Below are 16,421 nucleotides of genomic sequence, written 5' to 3'. Positions count from 1 at the left end.
TCCTGAGCCTGTCGAAGGGCGCGACAATGGTTCTGCAACCACCCATTTTCAAAAAATCAGCCAACTTATCCAACACCATCCCACCTCGCTTATTCTGATGGTGTCCTTTCCGGCGGGAATGCTCCGGAAACTTTCTGAAGTCAGGAAAGGATCGGTGATTTCATCTGCGGGGAGACCCCAACCGCAGGGGAACGGTTTTATCTCACACGGGTAAAACCAGTCATCGGGACGGGTGATCCGGTTGTTTTCTTGACAAAACAGGAAAATCTCCGGGGAACGCATGACTACACTACCAATACCAAGACACCCGCGTTCCCCTTATGGATCGCCCGTCTTTCCCACCTCATCAATAGCCAGACGCAAAAGCGGGCGTGGTAATGGGGAGGTATATTCCGCAACTGGTGAATGCCGCCGGTTCGTGGTTCGACATAACAACCACGAGGGAGAATGAGGGTTGCAGGGAGCTAAATTCCATCCCCTTTATGATCCGCAACGCTGGTAACTAGCATTGGACCAAGCATCCGCCCAATAGCGGTAAAACCTACACTTCCCGGTTTTTCAGCGGGGCAAAGCTGAAGCGGTGCAGACCAACCACCGGGCCATGGGTTTCCATGGCATTGCGGTGGAACTCCGTGCCATATCCCGCATGGGTTTCAAGCCCATAGAGCGGATAGCAGCGGCCCGCCTGCGCCATCATGCGATCGCGGCTGACCTTGGCAAGGATCGAGGCGGCAGCGATGGATACGGAACGCTGGTCGCCCTTGATCATGGCTGTGCCGGGGCAGGGAAGGCCACGAGGCACGTCGCGCCCATCAATAAGCGCATGGCCGGGCAGTATCGACAGGCCGCAGGTGGCGCGGCGCATGGCCTCCAGCGCGGCTTTCAGAATATCCGTAGCGTCGATGGACGGCGCGGCGACACTGGCAATACCGGATGCAAGGGCGCTGTTCAGAATAATGTCGAACAGCTCTTCCCGTTTTCTGGCGGTCAGGCGCTTGGAATCATCAAGGCCATCAGGAATTCTTCTGGGGTCGAGAATGACTGCCGCTGCAACAACCGGTCCGGCCAGAGGACCCCGACCTGCCTCGTCAATGCCGACGACAAAGGGCGCACCATCGCGCAAAAGCCTGCTCTCCGTGGCAAAATCCGGTTTGCCAGGGTCGAGAGGAAGAAGCAGAGAATCAGAACGTGATCGAGCCATGTTGCGGCGAGACTCGCATTCGTTCTGATTCTCTGCAAGGCCCTGATGCTGATGGGGTAGGGCATCAGGGCTTCCGTCAGGGGGATGGGGGTCGCCTGACGGAGTTTCGGAACCGGGAAAATTGCCCGATTGAATGTTTAAAACAGCGACAATTGTTCGCTTCCGGCTGTTGGCACGAACAGATCCGTGCGCAGGCGGCGCTTGGCCAGATTGAGACCGAGCCGCTTGGCAGCAATTTCAAACCGGCGCCCAATCTGCCAGGCATAGGGGCCTTCACCGCGCATGCGCTTGCCCCATTCCGCATCGTAGTCCTTGCCGCCGCGCATGGAGCGTATGAGCGACAGCACATGGCGGTAGCGATCCGGATAGTTGCGCAGGAGCCATTCCTTGAAGATCGGGCTGACTTCCAGCGGCAGACGCAGCAATACATATCCAGCTTCGCGTGCGCCGGTGGCATACACACTGTCGAGAATGCGCTCGATCTCATGATCATTCAGACCGGGAATGATGGGCGCCACCAGTGAACCCGTGGGAACACCCGCATCGGAGAGCGCGCGCAGTGCCTGTAATCGCCGTGTCGGCGTCGATGCACGCGGCTCCATGGTCCGTGCAAGCTTGCCGTCAAGCGACGTGACCGACAGAAAGACCTTCGCCAATCCCTTTTCCGCCATGCGCGACAGAATATCGATATCCCGCATGATCAGGGCCGACTTCGTGACGATTCCAACCGGATGCTGATGCTCTTCCAGCACCTGCAGGACCTCGCGCATGATGCGCCATTTCTTTTCAATCGGCTGATAGGGGTCCGTATTGGTGCCAATGGCAATGGTTTTGGCCGAATAACCGGGCTTTGACAGTTCACGATCCAGCATTTTGGCCGCATCGGGCTTGGCAAAGAGCTTTGATTCAAAATCGAGGCCGGGAGACATACCCATATAGCTATGAGTAGGCCGGGCAAAGCAATAGACGCAGCCATGCTCACATCCACGATAGGGATTGATTGAGCGGTCGAAACCCACATCGGGAGAATCATTGCGTGTGATGATGGTGCGTGGCTTCTCGATCTGCACCTCTGTTTTGAAAGGCGGCAAATCCTCAATGGTCTCCCAGCCATCATCAAAGACATGACGGCTTTCCGGTTCGAACCGCCCGGATGGATTCATACCAGCGCCACGTCCACGCCGCCGCTCATGATCGATCCGCAGTCCGGCTTCCTCGACCAGCACATTGGCATGTTCGGCCCGGCCTTGCCCGAAGGCGGCCTTATCGGCCTGCACCATGATGTTCATTGACATTCTCCTTGAGACCGGAGCGATTGTGAGTCGCTCACACCGTCGCAACATGAATGTATTCCTAGCAAATTATGAGAACAAAGCAAGAACAATCTACTGAAAAAGTAGGATGGAAATTTCAATAATAATACTATAACTGAAATGAATGATCTCAGTCCTGATTGAAACACGAAATGCCGATGAACCCTTGGCCAGAACCCTCGGCGGGCTGGTGGGCGGAGCCGTCGAAGGCGTATTGAGCGATGTCATTGTCATTGATCAGGGATCGACGGATCAGACCCACCGGGTGGCCGATGCGGCTGGGTGTATTTTCCTGCAGGATCAGACATTGATCGACGGTTTGCGCCGCGCGCGCAGCGACTGGATTCTGTTCATTGAGCCGGGCGCAAGGCTGATTGACGGCTGGATTGAGGTGGTCGCTGCCCATGTGGAACGCATGCAGGGCCCGGCCTGTTTCACCCGCTCGCATGCACATCGGCGGCCATTCTTCGCCCGCGTTTTCTCGCCGGGTAATCCGCTGGCCGATGGTCTGCTGATCTCGAAGCGTCAGGCTATGGCTTTGTCAGGACCGGGCAAGAGTGCAGTCGATCTGGCACGCGGTCTTGCCATGAAGCGGCTGCGGGCGGAAATCATCCCCGGCGCGTTGAAATAATCTCTTACCCGCGTTTCAGGTGTTCATCCAGCCGCGGCATGATCTCGACGAAATTGCAGGGCATGTGGCGATAGTTGAGCTGAAACTGCAGAATATTGTCCCAGGCATCCTTGCAGGCGCCGGGTGAGCCGGGCAGCACAAATACGAAAGTGGCGTTCACCACACCGCCTGTTGCGCGGGACTGGATGGTCGATGTGCCGATCTTGTCATAGGAGATGCGGTGGAACACTTCGGAAAAGCCATCCATCCGCTTTTCAAAGATCGGTTCCAGTGCTTCGGGCGTTACGTCCCGGCCGGTGAAGCCGGTGCCACCCGTGGTGATGATCACATCCACCTCAGGGTTCTTTGACCATGCCAGCACTTTATCGCGTATCCTGTCGCGGTCATCGGTAACGATGGCGCGGTCCGCAAGGCGATGACCGGCGGCTGTGATGCGATCCGCCAGCGTGTTGCCGGATTTATCATCATCCAGTGTACGGGTATCGGAAACGGTCAAAACGGCAATGCCGACGGGGACAAAGGGGCGCGTCTCGTCAATACGGGTCAAGATCAGTTCCCTTCCGTGCTGGTGGCGACGACAAACCAATCGGGCTGGTTTCGGCGCAACCGGGTTGCCGCCGCTTCCGCCGTTTCATCATCGGCATAGATTGCAAAACAGGTGCCGCCTGAGCCGGACATGCGCGCAAGCAGCGGATTGGTTTCGCGCAATGCCTGCATGCTGTCATTGATCGATGGAGCCAGTTTTTGTGTTGCTGCGAAAAGATGATTATCGGTTTGCCCGAGATAGGCGCAGACATCGCCCGGAGCCATCCGTAAAGGCAGGGCGGGAAGGGCAGGATTGTCGCGGCGGCTGAGCGCAGAAAAGACCTGCGGTGTTGAAACCGTCACGCCATTATTGACCAGAACCACCGGGAGGCGCGGAAAGGCGGCGATCCGCTCGATATCTTCGCCAATGCCGCGTGCGATTAGCGCTTCACCGTGCAGGCACATAGGGACATCCGCCCCCAGCGGCAGGCCGAGCGCGGCCAATTCGGTCAGGCTGGCCTCGATGCCCCAAAGGGTGGTCAGCGCGCGCAAGGCCGCTGCGGCGTCACTGGAGCCGCCGCCAATACCGGATGCGATGGGAAGATGTTTTTCCAGATGAATGGCAACGGGCATTGCCTTTTCAGGATAATGGCGGCGCAGTGCATCACGCGCCTTGAGCACAAGATTGCTTTCATCGCCGGGAAGATCAGCACCGTAAGGGCCGGATATGGTGAAGGAATCCACTGCCGCTTTTGTTACATCAAGCCTGTCGCCGAAGCGGGCGAAGACCACGAGACTATCGAGCAGGTGATAGCCATCATCGCGTCTGCCGGTTACATGCAGTGCAAGATTGATCTTGGCCGGAGCGATCAGGCTGATTGTGTGGTCAAAACTGGCGAGCATCGCATCAATCTTTGCGCAGGCGATATTCACCGGTCTCGGGGTCCTGAACCAATGTTCCCTGCGCGCGGTTCTGCGCTTCTTTCTCAGCCTCGCGAACGCGTTGCGACACGCGCTGTGCTTCCTTCTTGAACGAACGATAGCCGTAATAGGCGGCGGCGCCGACAAGAGCAAAAAAGATCAATTGTGGCATCGTCTGTAACCCTCAATTACCGGTATCATTCCTCGCTCATATCAATAGCACGGAGTTTTGGCCTTGCCAAAAAATCCTGTGTCGATTTACAAACCAAAACGCGCCCACAGCGCCCGTTCTTCGGCGGCATCCACAAGCCCATTGGCCAAACCGGTGCCAATTCCGGCAATCTGCACGCTTGTCGAAGGAATTCGGCGGCCAAACAGGCCACGCGGTTGCGAGATCAGCTTTAGCTTGGTTTTGGGGCCATATTGCGACTGAAGGTAGGAGCGCATATCGCCGAGACCATCGACCAGACCAAGCTCAACACCGCGCACGCCGGTCCAGAACTGTCCGGTGAAAAGATCCGGACTGTCGCTCAGCTTGTCGCCGCGCCGGTCCTTGACAAGATTGATGAAGGTTTCGTGGATTTCCAGCTGCAACGCTTTGACATGTTCGATATCCGCCTTGTTCTCAGGCTTGAAAGGATCGAGCGTCGCCTTGTTCTTGCCTGCCGTGTAGACGCGCCGCTCCACGCCGATTTTCTTCATGAGTTCGGTGAAACCGAAACTTGCGGAGACCACGCCGATCGAACCGACAATGGAAGATGGGTCGGCAATGATTTCGTCACCGGCAATAGCGATCATATAGCCGCCGGAAGCTGCCACGTCCTCAACGAAGACATAGACCTTCTTGTTCTTTTCTGCGGCCAGATCGCGGATACGCCGGTAGATCAGCCGCGACTGCACGGGCGAACCACCCGGCGAATTGACTGAAATCGCCACGGCGGGCGAATCCTTGTCCTCAAACGCCTTTTCAAGCACGGCTGCGGCGCTGTCCAGAGAAAGGCTTTGCCGGAATTGACCACCGCCAGACATGATGGCGCCATGCAGGCGAACCACCGGAATCTCCACATAATCGGGGCGCCAGCGGCGCGGCAGCAATTTTCTGATCAATCGGGCCAATGCTTTCTCCTTTGGCGGTTTTGGTCATGCGCATGTAAGCGATGCCTATGAAATCACAATGGCACCGGGCCGAAAATGCTACAAAAGTGCTGTAATACCGTTGTTTATGGCAATGGCGCGGTCGGTAAAGCCATTGCCGGTCTCGTGATGCATGATGAGGGTTGGGGCAAGGGTCAGCCCGGCGCGGCTGCCACGAACACCCCGGATAATGATGCGGATCGCTGCGTCCTGCGGCCTTGGCTGTACAGGCACGATAACCAGCCCGCCAAAGCGCCGTTGCAATGCATCCAGCAGTTCAGCGAATGAAGTCGGGCGGGCAATGATGGCAAGCGAGCCACCGGGTTTAACGATGGCGGCAGCGGTGCGAATCCACTGTTCCATCATGCCATCGGTCATGACATGCGCCTCCGCCTTGACCGGATCAGGCGTAGCGCGATCCGTTGGACGGTTGAATGGCGGGTTCATGATAACGAAGTCAAAACTGTTATCGGCAAGCCCTGCTGCAACCCGCGCCTTGCCGGTCAGGCTAACATCTGCCTGCAAAAGTTCGGCCCGTGCGGCAATATCCGCATTCTCGGGCAGGGCGAGAGACCGGCGGGCGAAATCCGCCATGAAATCCGAACGCTCGATCAGCACCGCTCTGGCTTTGGTGCAGCGGGCAAGCACTGCAAGTCCGGCAGCTCCGGCTCCGGCGCCAAGATCAGCGACACGCCCGGAAAAGTCATTGGGCACCGTGCTGGCCAGCACCATTGCATCAACGCCGGAGCGATGGCCCTTCAGCGCTGGCTGGAGCAGGTGGAACCTGCCGCGATGGAATGCATCCAGCGTGTGGGGTGTTTCCATCGATGACATGGATCAGCCGCGCAGCTCGCGTTCAAGGCATGCATCTTTCAACAGCTTGCGGGCTTCCTCTTCGCGGTCGGCATCAACAAGCACGCGGCGTGCGATGATACCGACGGAGCCTTCCAGGATGCTCATATTGGAATCCGCAATAAAATGGCTGATACGCGCATCCTTCAACAATGATTCGACAAAGGAGATCAGCACCGGGTCGTTCGTGCGCATGATTTCGATCATGAAGGTGCCCATTCCGTTCGGGGTTACGAGGATTCTTATATAGTCTCCTTATTGTTTTTTTACAGCTGTATCGGCGGCACATATACCTGCCAGTGCCCGATCAAGTGCGATTGCGTGAAGCACATCAAGCTTTTGCGCCTTCACCACATTGCCAGCCGCCTTCGCCAGATCGGCAGGGCAATCCTTGCTGCCCCGCAGGCTGGAGACGACTTCCAGTTCATGGACAAGGGTTTCCGTATAGCGGGCAAGGGTAGGGCGGATTTCCTTGACCAGATCGGGTCTTTCGGTTTTCGGAGCCTCGCCATTGCGGTGCCATTCGGCCAGAAGCTCATATTGGACAAGCTTGTTGGCTTCGATCTGATTGGCGAAGAAGGTTTGGATAAGGGCCGGGTCGAGTTTTTCCGCATTGGGCAGCGCTGCCACGCCTGCAATAACCTTTGCTTCCTGCTCCTTGTCCTCAACCGGCTTGCCGCTATCCCATTTTGACAGGGCAACCTTGTCGGCAAATTGCAACCGTCCGGCGACCGCCTGTGCAAGTGCGTCAAAAGATGGCGTTTGGGCAAAAGCGGGGATGCTCGGCAGTGCCAGAACAAGAGCGATCAAGCTGTAAGTTGCGATTTTCATGAAAAGAATCCTTTCAAAATCAGGATGGTCACCCCATCTGCATTACATCGACTGGTGGACAATGTTCGTAGAGGTTATAGCGATGCCCTATCACGAATTTGTAACCCGTGCCATTTCTGCGCGCCAATTCGCCGCTTGCGGGTTATAGCCTGTCAAAATAAGGTGTCGCCGCATTACGCGAGAAGTTTAGGAGTTTCGTTTTGGGCGTTGTTGTCAGTCTGGACGATAAGAAGAACAGCACGGGATCAGTGCAACCGCTGGTCGATCTCACCAAGGCGGACATGGCCAGGGTGAACGAATTGATCCTGTCCAAGGCAGGTTCTGACGTCGAGATGATTCCCGAAGTGGCGAACCATCTGATCTCATCAGGCGGCAAGCGCCTGCGCCCGATGATCACGCTCGCCGCAGCCCGCATGTTCGGTTATCAGGGCGATGGACACGTCAAACTCGCCACCAGCGTCGAATTCATGCACACGGCAACGCTGCTGCACGATGATGTGGTTGACGAGAGCGATCTGCGCCGTGGCAAGAGCACGGCCCGCATGATCTGGGGCAATCAGGCCAGTGTTCTGGTTGGCGATTTCCTGCTGGGTCAGGCCTTCAAGATGATGGTGGATGTTGGCTCGCTCGAAGCGCTTGACGTTTTGGCAACCTCCGCTTCAGTGATTGCCGAGGGCGAAGTCATGCAGCTTGCAGCTGCAAAAAATCTCGAAACAACTGAAGATGAATATCTGGCTGTTATCAAGGCCAAGACCGCGGCGCTGTTTTCAGCGGCTGCCGAAGTTGGTCCGATCATCGCGTCCACCTCGCGCACGGACCGCCAGGCACTGCGCTCCTATGGTCTCAATCTCGGTCTTGCCTTCCAGCTGGTTGATGATGCGCTGGATTATGGCGGCAATGCCAAGGATCTCGGCAAGAATACCGGCGATGATTTCCGCGAAGGCAAGATTACCCTGCCAATTATCCTGACCTATCGCCGTGGCACGGCAGAAGAGCGCCTGTTCTGGAAACAGGCCCTTGAAAACGGTGCCAATGATGACAAGGCGCTGGAAAAGGCAAAGGGCCTGATGACGCGCTACGGAGCGCTCAGCGACACAATTCAGCGTGCCCGGCATTTTGGCGGCATTGCCCGCGATGCACTGGCCCCGCTTGACCAGTCGCCGCAGAAGGATGCGCTTCTGGAAGTCATCGATTTTTGTATCAGCCGGGTTAATTGATAAATCTTGGATGAAATCCCGCCACGCTCTGAAGCGCTGCGGGCCTGCCTCGAATTCTTTCGATCAAACTTGAGCGAGGACCGTAAAAAGGCCATGCTTTTCTTGAGGATTCGGGCAATCATTTCATAATGACGACAATGAAGAGGGATTTTGCACATGCAGCGCAGTAAATTGCTTGGCTCCGTTATGGGCGCAACACTCGCTGCCTTGGCCATCGGTGTCGCTCCCGCACCCGCTTCTGCCGGTAAAGATCCCATTTTAGCAACCGGTTCATTGTCAGGTGCTTTTCTCTCGGCCCGCACCGCTGAGCGCAGCAATGACTTCGACAGCGCCATTTCCTTTTACCGGCAGGCTCTTGCCTATGACCCGAAGAACCAGGAACTGCGCCAGAGCCTTCTCCTTGTGCTTTTGACCGATGGCCAGTTCAAGGAAGCTTTGCCGATTGCCGAAGAGTTGAAATCCGTTCCGGAGATCGAACGCTTTTCGCGTCTGGCACTTGGCATCGATGCGATGAACAAGAAGCAGTATCAGAAGGTCGATACCCTGATGATGCTGTCGCTGCAGTCCGATCTCGACAAAATGATCACGGGATTGGTTTCGGCCTGGGCCAAGGCCGGGGCAGGCAAGCCCAATGAAGCGCTGGCCATGATCAGCAAGCTGCAGGGGCCGGATGGCTTTGCGCTGTTCAAGATTTACAACTCTGCGCTCATTGCCGATATGGCCGGACAGAAGGACAAGGCTGCGGCTTTCTATCAGAGCGCGCTTGATGACCGCCCCAGCCTTGCGGCTGCGCCTGATACCTATGAGCGGCTGGTTCAGGCCTATGCCTCTTTCAAGGTGCGCAATGGCGACAAGGCAGGTGCGGAATCCATGATCAAGGATGCATCGGAAGCTCTTTCCGGACGCATGGTTCTGGCTGAATTCGGCAAGCAGCTTTCGGCGGCCAAAGCGGTCAAGCCATTGGTGCAGACGCCGCAACAGGGTGCCGCGGAAGTGCTCTATACACTCGCGACGGCTATCAATCGCGGTGGCGCGGAAGCGTTCTCCAAACTCTATCTGCAAATGTCGCTGCCGCTGCGCCCGGAACATGACGCGACGCTTTTCCAGATTGGCGATATCAACGCCAAGCTTGAACAGCCCGAGAAAGCCGTCGAATACTTCAAGCGCATTCCAGCTGACTCGGCCTATAGCCGTGATGCGGAAATGCAGATTGCCATCAACCTTGCCATCCTGAAGCGCAATGACGAAGCGATCACGCATCTCAACGGTCTTCTGGCTGCCGATCCGAAGGATATCCGTACATATCTTGCCATTGGCAGTATTTACGCGCAGGACAAAAACTACGCCAAGGCTGCCGAAACCTATGACAAGGCAGTTGCGGCTATCGAGAAGCCCGAGCGCAATGACTGGATGATCTTTTATCAGCGCGGCATTTCCTACGAGCGGCTGAAGCAGTGGGACAAGGCAGAGCCGAATTTCACCAAGGCGCTTGAGCTTTTCCCGGATCAGCCGCAGGTGCAGAACTATCTCGGCTATTCATGGATCGACATGAACGTCAAACTGGAGCAGGGACTGGACCTGATCAAGAAGGCCGTCGCATCGCGTCCGCAGGATGGGTACATCGTCGACTCGCTTGGCTGGGCCTATTATCGCCTTGGCAATTTCAAGGATGCCGTGATCCAGCTGGAACAGGCTGTGAAATTGCGGCCTGAGGATGCGACCATCAATGACCATCTGGGCGATGCTTATTGGCGGGCCGGGCGCAAGCTGGAGGCTACGTTCCAGTGGGCCCATGCACGCGATTCCAAGCCGGAACCGGAAGATCTGGTCAAGATCGAGGCAAAGCTGAAGAACGGCCTTCCCGATGAGAAGGACCCGGGCGTTGCCAAGAATGGCGGTGAGGCTCCAAAGGCGCCGCCTGCGCCCGAACCGATGCCGCCTGCGCCGGTTCCCGGCAATAAGGGTTGATACGCATTGAAAGCAGGGATGCGCTGGCATCCTTGCACTTCTTCCCGTTGCGGGTGCTGCGAAAGCTGCTGCCAGGACTTCCTTTCTCTTGACCGGCCAGACCGCACGCCTTAGGACGGGCACTCCATTTCCGTTCGTCAAAAAGGCCTGACCGGTGACCGTTCCATTGCCCGATCATATGCACCCGACCCGCTCCTTTCAGGGTCTCATCCTGACGCTCCATAATTACTGGGCACAGCAGGGTTGTGTCATCCTGCAACCCTATGACATGGAAGTTGGCGCGGGTACGTTCCATCCGGCGACGACATTGCGCTCGCTCGGGCCCAAGCCGTGGAAAGCTGCCTATGTGCAGCCATCACGCCGCCCGAAGGATGGCCGTTATGGTGAAAACCCCAACCGGTTGCAGCATTATTACCAGTATCAGGTGATCATGAAGCCTTCGCCGCCCAATTTGCAGGAACTTTATCTTGGTTCGCTGCGGGCAATCGGGCTTGATCCGCTGTTGCATGACATCCGCTTCGTCGAGGACGACTGGGAAAGCCCGACGCTGGGTGCCTGGGGTCTGGGTTGGGAATGCTGGTGCGACGGCATGGAAGTCTCGCAGTTCACCTATTTCCAGCAGGTTTGCGGTATTGAATGCACGCCGGTATCCGGTGAACTGACAATTGGTCTGGAGCGCCTTGCGATGTACATTCAGGGCGTCGACAGTATTTATGACCTCAATTTCAACGGCCTTGAGGGCGATGAAAAGGTTACGTATGGCGATGTCTTCCTGCAGGCTGAGCAGGAATATTCCAGGCACAATTTTGAGCACGCCAATACATCGGTCCTGCTGCGGCATTTCGAGGATGCGGAAGCCGAATGCGCGGCGCTGCTGCGCGCCGGTGCGCCGAAGGATGGCGACAATAGCCCGATGCATAAGATGGTCCTGCCTGCCTATGACCAGTGCATCAAGGCTTCACACGCTTTCAATCTTCTTGACGCGCGCGGTGTGATCTCGGTGACGGAACGGCAAAGCTATATTCTGCGGGTGCGCAATCTCGCCCGGCAATGCGGTGAGGCATTCCTTTTGACCGAAGCCGGCGGCATAAACTACCTTCCTGCCGATGGAGGTAGTGCTGCTGGTAAGCCGAGTGGCGTGTGAGTAGTCGCGATGCCGGATATTTCGAGCTTCAAAACAGCCTCTGCCCGTAAGTTGCGAACGGCGATGACCGACGAAGAAAGAAAACTTTGGCGGCACCTTTGGTGTATTCCTTTGGAAGGGTCTCACTTTCGACGGCAAGCGCCGATTGGACCCTATTGCGCTGATTTTCTATCGCATCGTTTGAAATTGGTGATTGAGGTGGACGGATTTCAGCACGGGCTGGAGTCCCAACGCCGCCATGACGCAAAAAAAACCGCATGGTTGGGACAAAACGGCTATCGCGTATTGCGGTTTTGGACTCATGAAATTCGCAGCGAACTGGATAGTGTGCTCGATACCATTCATGCCGTGGTGCAGGAACAAAGGGTTCTTCACCCCACCCCGGACCTGCGGTCCGACCCTCCCCATCGAGGGGAGGGTGTAGATGGCAATGGCGTCACCACCTCCCCCTTTGATGGGGGAGGTCGCACCGAAGGTGCGGGTGGGGGTGATAAGCCTCTGCTAAAGAAATTCATCTCCCCCGAAATTTGGACCCCCATTGAGGGTAGGAGCCAATATGCCTGATCTTTTGCTCGAACTCCGCTCGGAAGAAATCCCGGCCCGCATGCAGCGCAAGGCTGCCGGTGATCTGAAGAAGCTCGTCACCGATGGTCTGGTTGAAGCTGGCCTGACCTATGAAGCCGCTGGTGAATATTGGACGCCGCGTCGCCTGACGCTGGATATTCGCGGGCTGACGGCACGCTCGAAGGATGTACACGAAGACCGCAAAGGTCCGAGCGTCAGCGCACCGGAAGCCGCAATTGCAGGTTTCTTGCGTTCCGCAGGTTTGACCGATATCGCGCAGGCGCATGTCCATACCGATCCGAAGAAGGGTGATTTTTACGTCGCCCATCTGACCAAACCGGGCCGCCCAGCCGAAGAGATCATCGCGGAACTCCTGCCAAAAATCATTCGTGAATTCCCCTGGCCAAAATCCATGCGCTGGGGTGCAGCCTCGGCCAAAGCAGGCAGTTTGCGCTGGGTGCGTCCGCTCCAGTCGATTGTCTGCATGTTTGGCGGCGAAACCGAAGAGCCTGTTGTCGTTGATTTTGAAATCAGTGGCGTGCGTTCCGGCAATGTTACCTATGGTCATCGCTTCCTCAGCGATAACAAGCCGATTACCGTGCGCCGCTTTGACGATTATGTCGCCAAGCTGGAAAAGGCCAAGGTCGTGCTAGATGCCGACCGCCGCAAGGAGATCATTCTCGCTGACGCGCAGAACATTGCTTTTGCCTCAGGGCTTGAACTGGTCGAGGATGAGGGCCTGCTCGAGGAGGTTTCGGGTCTTGTTGAATGGCCCGTCGTGCTTATGGGTGATTTTGAGGAAGAGTTTCTCGTCATTCCGCCTGAGATTATCCGCCTGACCATCAAGACAAACCAGAAATGCTTTGTGACCCGCAAACCAGATGAGACGGACAAATTGTCCAACAAGTTCATCCTCGTTGCCAATATCGAAGCCAGCGATGGCGGGAAAGAGATCGCCTATGGCAATGGCAAGGTTGTCCGCGCACGGCTTTCCGATGCCCTGTATTTCTGGACGACCGATCAGCATGATCTGCCTGACATGGAGAAGCTTGCCGCCGCAGCGATCCGCTTTGATCTTGATCTGAAAAAGCCGCTCGACCAGCGTATGGCCAGGCTTGACGCACTCAATGTCACCTTCCATGCCAAGCTCGGCTCGCAGGGCGAGCGGGTCACACGCATCAAGGTGCTGGCCCGTGAGATCGCAACTCTGGTGGGGGCTGATCCTGCTCGGGCAGCGCGTGCTGCCGTGCTGGCCAAGGCTGATCTGACGACGGAGATCGTTGGCGAGTTCCCGGAACTGCAGGGTGGTATGGGTCGCAAATATGCTGTGCTCCAGAACGAGCATCCGTCGGTTGCCGCCGCAATCGAGGATCATTACAAGCCGCAGGGACCATCCGATACGGTGCCCAGCGATCCCGTTTCGGTCGCTGTCGCGCTTGCGGACAAGCTCGACACACTGGTTGGATTCTGGGCTATTGACGAAAAGCCGACTGGCTCCAAGGACCCGTTTGCGTTGCGCCGGGCTGCCCTTGGCGTCATTCGTCTGCTGCTTTCAAGCGACTGGCAGATAGAGCTTCTGCCAGTGTTCCAGTCCGCATTTGCACAACAGCGCGAAGCGACAATTGAAAAGCACGTCGAGCGCTACGAAGCGCTTCAGGCCGCGCAGAACTCAGGCGATGTGGATGGCGAGGAAGATGTCACCAATGCAATTTCCGGTTTCGAAAAGCGCGTGCGCACCGAAGTTGCACAAAGTGCGCGGCCGGTTCTGCTTGATCTCCTCGCGTTTTTCCACGAACGGCTGAAAGTGCATCTGCGCGATCTTGGCGCGCGCCACGATCTGATTGATGCTGTCCTCACGGATGATGCTGATAATCTCCTCCTGATCGCCCGCCGCGTCGAGGCGCTGGTGGTCTATCTCAATTCGGAAGAGGGCAAGAACCTGCTGGCGGGCACCAAGCGTGCGGCCAACATCCTGAGCGCCGAAGAGAAGAAGGGCACAGTCGTCGCGGACAAGGTTGATGAAGCTCTGTTTGCGGTCGATGTGGAAAAGAAGCTCTTTGCTGCGATCAATCAGGCTGAGAAGGATGCCGCGCAAGCGATTCAAAAGCAGGACTTTTCCGGGGCGATGATTGCGCTTAGTGCTTTGCGTGAACCGGTTGATTCATTTTTTGAAGAAGTGCTGGTTAATGACGAGAATCCCGCAATCCGGACCAATCGGCTTGCTCTGCTTGCACGTATCCGGACGGCAACCAACACGGTTGCGGATTTCTCCAAAATCGCCGGATAATCAAGGCAAAGGCGCGAGAACTTCGCGCCTTTGTTTTTCTGTCAGTTCATCGCTGCTGTCACGGTCTCTGCCATTTGCGTGGTGCAGATTGGCTGCGCCAGAATTTCGGCCAGCACGCTGCGCTCATTTGCCTGCGCGCGCGTGGCGTAGTGATTGTAGTGGTGTGCTGCCAGCGCCGAGCCACTGATCAGCAGCGTTGCCAATGCGGCGTGGATTGCCGCTTGCCGTGCGACCGGTCGCCAGTCTTTCACCGCTTTAAGCCCGCGCCGCCATGCGGTCATGGCGGCGATAATCAGCATTCCGATTGCGCAGCACAAGGGCGGTTTCTCCACATATTGCTCAAACGGTTTCTTTGCTCTGGGACGAGCAGCCGCAATCCTCAGCCACCGGATGATAGCGACCGGAGGCTTCGACAACGCCGCCCTTGCCATACATGTTGTGCGGGCGCACCCAGTCGCCGAGCGAATGATTGGGCCCGGTTTCGTTGCGGCCCTTCGGCATGACATCGAGAAAACCATAAACACCCAGAAATTGCTCGCCGCCACGGTTGAAGGTCGAGTAGGTGTGATAGATCGTACCGTCATCATCCCTGTAGAAAATGCTGTCACCGGAAAGATCGGTCATGCCGATATCAGCCAGCCGGTAATTGTAATAGACCTTGCCCGTGGCAAGCTCCTGCGGGTGGAACGATACGTTGAAATCATAGTTGAAGTCATTGTTGTAGGACGAGACCCAGGGAAATTCCCAACCCATGCGCCGACGCACATTGTTGATCTCCTGAATGGGTGCGCGTGCCACAGCAACATAGGACACGTCATGGTTTTGCAGGTGGACGAGAATGCCCTTCAAATGATCCACTTCGAGCGAGCAGCCGACACATTGCTGCGCCTGACCCGGACCCATCATGAAATGTTTGATGAAAAGCTGACTGCGGCCATTGAAAAGGTCAGCCAACGACATTTTTCCTGAAGGGCCGTCGAAGATATATTCCTTTTCCACTTTCACCCACGGTAGTGCCTGCCGTTCTGCACTCAGTTCATCGCGCATCTTGGTGAAGGCTTTTTCCTTGGCCAGAAGGGCTGTGCGCGCCTGAAGCCATTCGTCACGCGTAACGGTCAGATGATTGGGCATTGTATCCTCCGTATTCGTATCGGGTTGATTTTTGCCCCGTGTCTTGGGCGGTTCCTGCGTCATTTGTATATTACCAAATAGTTAAATAACTTATTGGTTAAATACAACGGAAAAGACGGTTCGTCAAGACAGCTGGATATCCGGCCGCCGGAACGATCAGCGTTTCAGGGACGTTCAGAAAATATGGCCTATTGGATGGTGGCGCGCAGGGGTGTTGCCCCGATATCCGCAATCGGGCCTGCGGGAGGCTGCGCGACGGGAGCATCCGTTTCCGACGGCAATGTTGCTGCATTCGCCGCCGTGACAAGAGCGTCTGGTTTGGGTCCATTGCCCTGCAGGCGGGCCATATATTGACGCGAACGTTCGCGCCGCTCCAGATAGGCCTTGAGCTTGGCGGCTTCCGCAGCTTTCTGCTCGATGCAGGGCGTACAAACCGGGTTTCCGTCGACATCGAAACTGTCATAGCCGATATAGGAAACCGAGTTTGGCCGGGCTGATGGGCCTTTGAGCCTGATCGAGTCGCCCGCATGCGCAATGACCGGTGTAAGAAAGGCAGCAGCAGTGAGGGCAAGCAAACGGCGGAACATGGGCTCTATCCTTGTGATCCACCCAGCTTTACCAGCCAATCCTTGCCAATTCCCACCATGGTTGGATTCAATTTTACGCATCACCTCATATGGTGAGTTCATCAGCACAGGCTTG

Annotated in this window: 18 protein-coding genes; 6 read left to right on the top strand and 12 right to left on the bottom strand. The window is 56.5% G+C overall.

Annotated features, from left to right (window positions below; all coding sequences use genetic code 11):
• Positions 1–541: 541 nt before the first annotated feature.
• Positions 542–1,201, bottom strand: a complete 660-nt coding sequence (locus tag FHW17_RS11990) for a ribonuclease HII (protein ID WP_182509932.1) — start codon at positions 1,199–1,201, stop codon at positions 542–544.
• A gap of 137 nt (positions 1,202–1,338) precedes the next feature.
• Entirely contained in the window at positions 1,339–2,490 is a 1,152-nt protein-coding gene (locus tag FHW17_RS11985) for a PA0069 family radical SAM protein (protein WP_113094861.1), read from the bottom strand.
• A gap of 148 nt (positions 2,491–2,638) precedes the next feature.
• On the opposite strand from FHW17_RS11985, the gene FHW17_RS11980 reads away from it, so the two are divergent.
• Positions 2,639–3,145, top strand: a complete 507-nt coding sequence (locus FHW17_RS11980; RefSeq protein WP_112525099.1) for a glycosyltransferase — start codon at positions 2,639–2,641, stop codon at positions 3,143–3,145.
• A 4-nt stretch (positions 3,146–3,149) separates the two neighbouring features.
• On the opposite strand, the gene moaB is transcribed toward FHW17_RS11980, so the two are convergent.
• The 7 genes from moaB to FHW17_RS11945 all read right to left on the bottom strand — a co-directional run bounded on the left by moaB (position 3,150) and on the right by FHW17_RS11945 (position 7,408).
• Positions 3,150–3,692, bottom strand: a complete 543-nt coding sequence (gene moaB / locus FHW17_RS11975; protein WP_182509931.1) for a molybdenum cofactor biosynthesis protein B — start codon at positions 3,690–3,692, stop codon at positions 3,150–3,152.
• A 2-nt stretch (positions 3,693–3,694) separates the two neighbouring features.
• Entirely contained in the window at positions 3,695–4,603 is a 909-nt protein-coding gene (locus FHW17_RS11970; RefSeq protein ID WP_348643727.1) for a 4-(cytidine 5'-diphospho)-2-C-methyl-D-erythritol kinase, read from the bottom strand.
• Positions 4,578–4,763, bottom strand: coding sequence for a hypothetical protein (locus FHW17_RS11965; RefSeq protein ID WP_091880998.1), 186 nt, complete (start codon positions 4,761–4,763; stop codon positions 4,578–4,580). Before FHW17_RS11965 ends, FHW17_RS11970 begins: the two co-directional genes overlap by 26 nt.
• An 86-nt stretch (positions 4,764–4,849) precedes the next feature.
• On the bottom strand, positions 4,850–5,707 hold the full coding sequence (locus tag FHW17_RS11960) for a S49 family peptidase (protein ID WP_113094857.1): 858 nt from the start codon (positions 5,705–5,707) through the stop codon (positions 4,850–4,852).
• A gap of 78 nt (positions 5,708–5,785) precedes the next feature.
• Positions 5,786–6,559, bottom strand: a complete 774-nt coding sequence (locus tag FHW17_RS11955; RefSeq protein ID WP_182509930.1) for a methyltransferase — start codon at positions 6,557–6,559, stop codon at positions 5,786–5,788.
• 3 nt (positions 6,560–6,562) lie between these two features.
• Positions 6,563–6,784 (bottom strand): DUF2007 domain-containing protein, encoded by a 222-nt coding sequence (locus FHW17_RS11950; protein WP_112525125.1) that lies wholly within the window; start codon positions 6,782–6,784, stop codon positions 6,563–6,565.
• 48 nt (positions 6,785–6,832) lie between these two features.
• Positions 6,833–7,408 (bottom strand): chorismate mutase, encoded by a 576-nt coding sequence (locus tag FHW17_RS11945; RefSeq protein ID WP_182509929.1) that lies wholly within the window; start codon positions 7,406–7,408, stop codon positions 6,833–6,835.
• Between the two features lie 200 nt (positions 7,409–7,608).
• Between FHW17_RS11945 and FHW17_RS11940 the strand changes: the two genes are divergently transcribed.
• The 5 genes from FHW17_RS11940 to glyS all read left to right on the top strand — a co-directional run bounded on the left by FHW17_RS11940 (position 7,609) and on the right by glyS (position 14,588).
• Positions 7,609–8,625 carry a polyprenyl synthetase family protein gene (locus FHW17_RS11940; RefSeq protein ID WP_112525087.1) on the top strand — a complete coding sequence of 339 codons (1,017 nt, stop codon included), beginning with the start codon at positions 7,609–7,611 and terminating at the stop codon, positions 8,623–8,625.
• Positions 8,626–8,781: 156 nt separating this feature from the next.
• Positions 8,782–10,593 carry a tetratricopeptide repeat protein gene (locus FHW17_RS11935; protein ID WP_182509928.1) on the top strand — a complete coding sequence of 604 codons (1,812 nt, stop codon included), beginning with the start codon at positions 8,782–8,784 and terminating at the stop codon, positions 10,591–10,593.
• Between the two features lie 178 nt (positions 10,594–10,771).
• The gene (locus FHW17_RS11930; RefSeq protein ID WP_182509993.1) at positions 10,772–11,737 is read left to right on the top strand and encodes a glycine--tRNA ligase subunit alpha; all 966 of its coding nucleotides are present in this window, start codon (positions 10,772–10,774) and stop codon (positions 11,735–11,737) included.
• Between the two features lie 9 nt (positions 11,738–11,746).
• Positions 11,747–12,301: a DUF559 domain-containing protein gene (locus tag FHW17_RS11925; RefSeq protein ID WP_182509927.1), complete on the top strand. Its 555-nt coding sequence runs from the start codon at positions 11,747–11,749 to the stop codon at positions 12,299–12,301.
• Positions 12,294–14,588 carry a glycine--tRNA ligase subunit beta gene (gene glyS / locus FHW17_RS11920; RefSeq protein ID WP_182509926.1) on the top strand — a complete coding sequence of 765 codons (2,295 nt, stop codon included), beginning with the start codon at positions 12,294–12,296 and terminating at the stop codon, positions 14,586–14,588. The genes FHW17_RS11925 and glyS overlap by 8 nt, the downstream gene beginning before the upstream one ends.
• A gap of 41 nt (positions 14,589–14,629) precedes the next feature.
• Here glyS and FHW17_RS11915 read toward each other — a convergent pair whose 3' ends face one another.
• The 3 genes from FHW17_RS11915 to FHW17_RS11905 all read right to left on the bottom strand — a co-directional run bounded on the left by FHW17_RS11915 (position 14,630) and on the right by FHW17_RS11905 (position 16,306).
• Positions 14,630–14,887, bottom strand: coding sequence for a hypothetical protein (locus FHW17_RS11915; protein ID WP_113094851.1), 258 nt, complete (start codon positions 14,885–14,887; stop codon positions 14,630–14,632).
• Between the two features lie 40 nt (positions 14,888–14,927).
• Positions 14,928–15,719 (bottom strand): thioredoxin family protein, encoded by a 792-nt coding sequence (locus FHW17_RS11910; RefSeq protein WP_112525123.1) that lies wholly within the window; start codon positions 15,717–15,719, stop codon positions 14,928–14,930.
• Positions 15,720–15,907: 188 nt separating this feature from the next.
• The gene (locus tag FHW17_RS11905; RefSeq protein ID WP_182509925.1) at positions 15,908–16,306 is read right to left on the bottom strand and encodes a hypothetical protein; all 399 of its coding nucleotides are present in this window, start codon (positions 16,304–16,306) and stop codon (positions 15,908–15,910) included.
• Positions 16,307–16,421: the final 115 nt, after the last annotated feature.

Source organism: Phyllobacterium sp. P30BS-XVII, assembly GCF_014138335.1.
GTDB classification, from domain to species: domain Bacteria; phylum Pseudomonadota; class Alphaproteobacteria; order Rhizobiales; family Rhizobiaceae; genus Phyllobacterium; species Phyllobacterium meliloti.
Note: the sequence above shows the minus strand (reverse complement) of the source record. Positions and strands in the feature narration are given on the sequence as shown.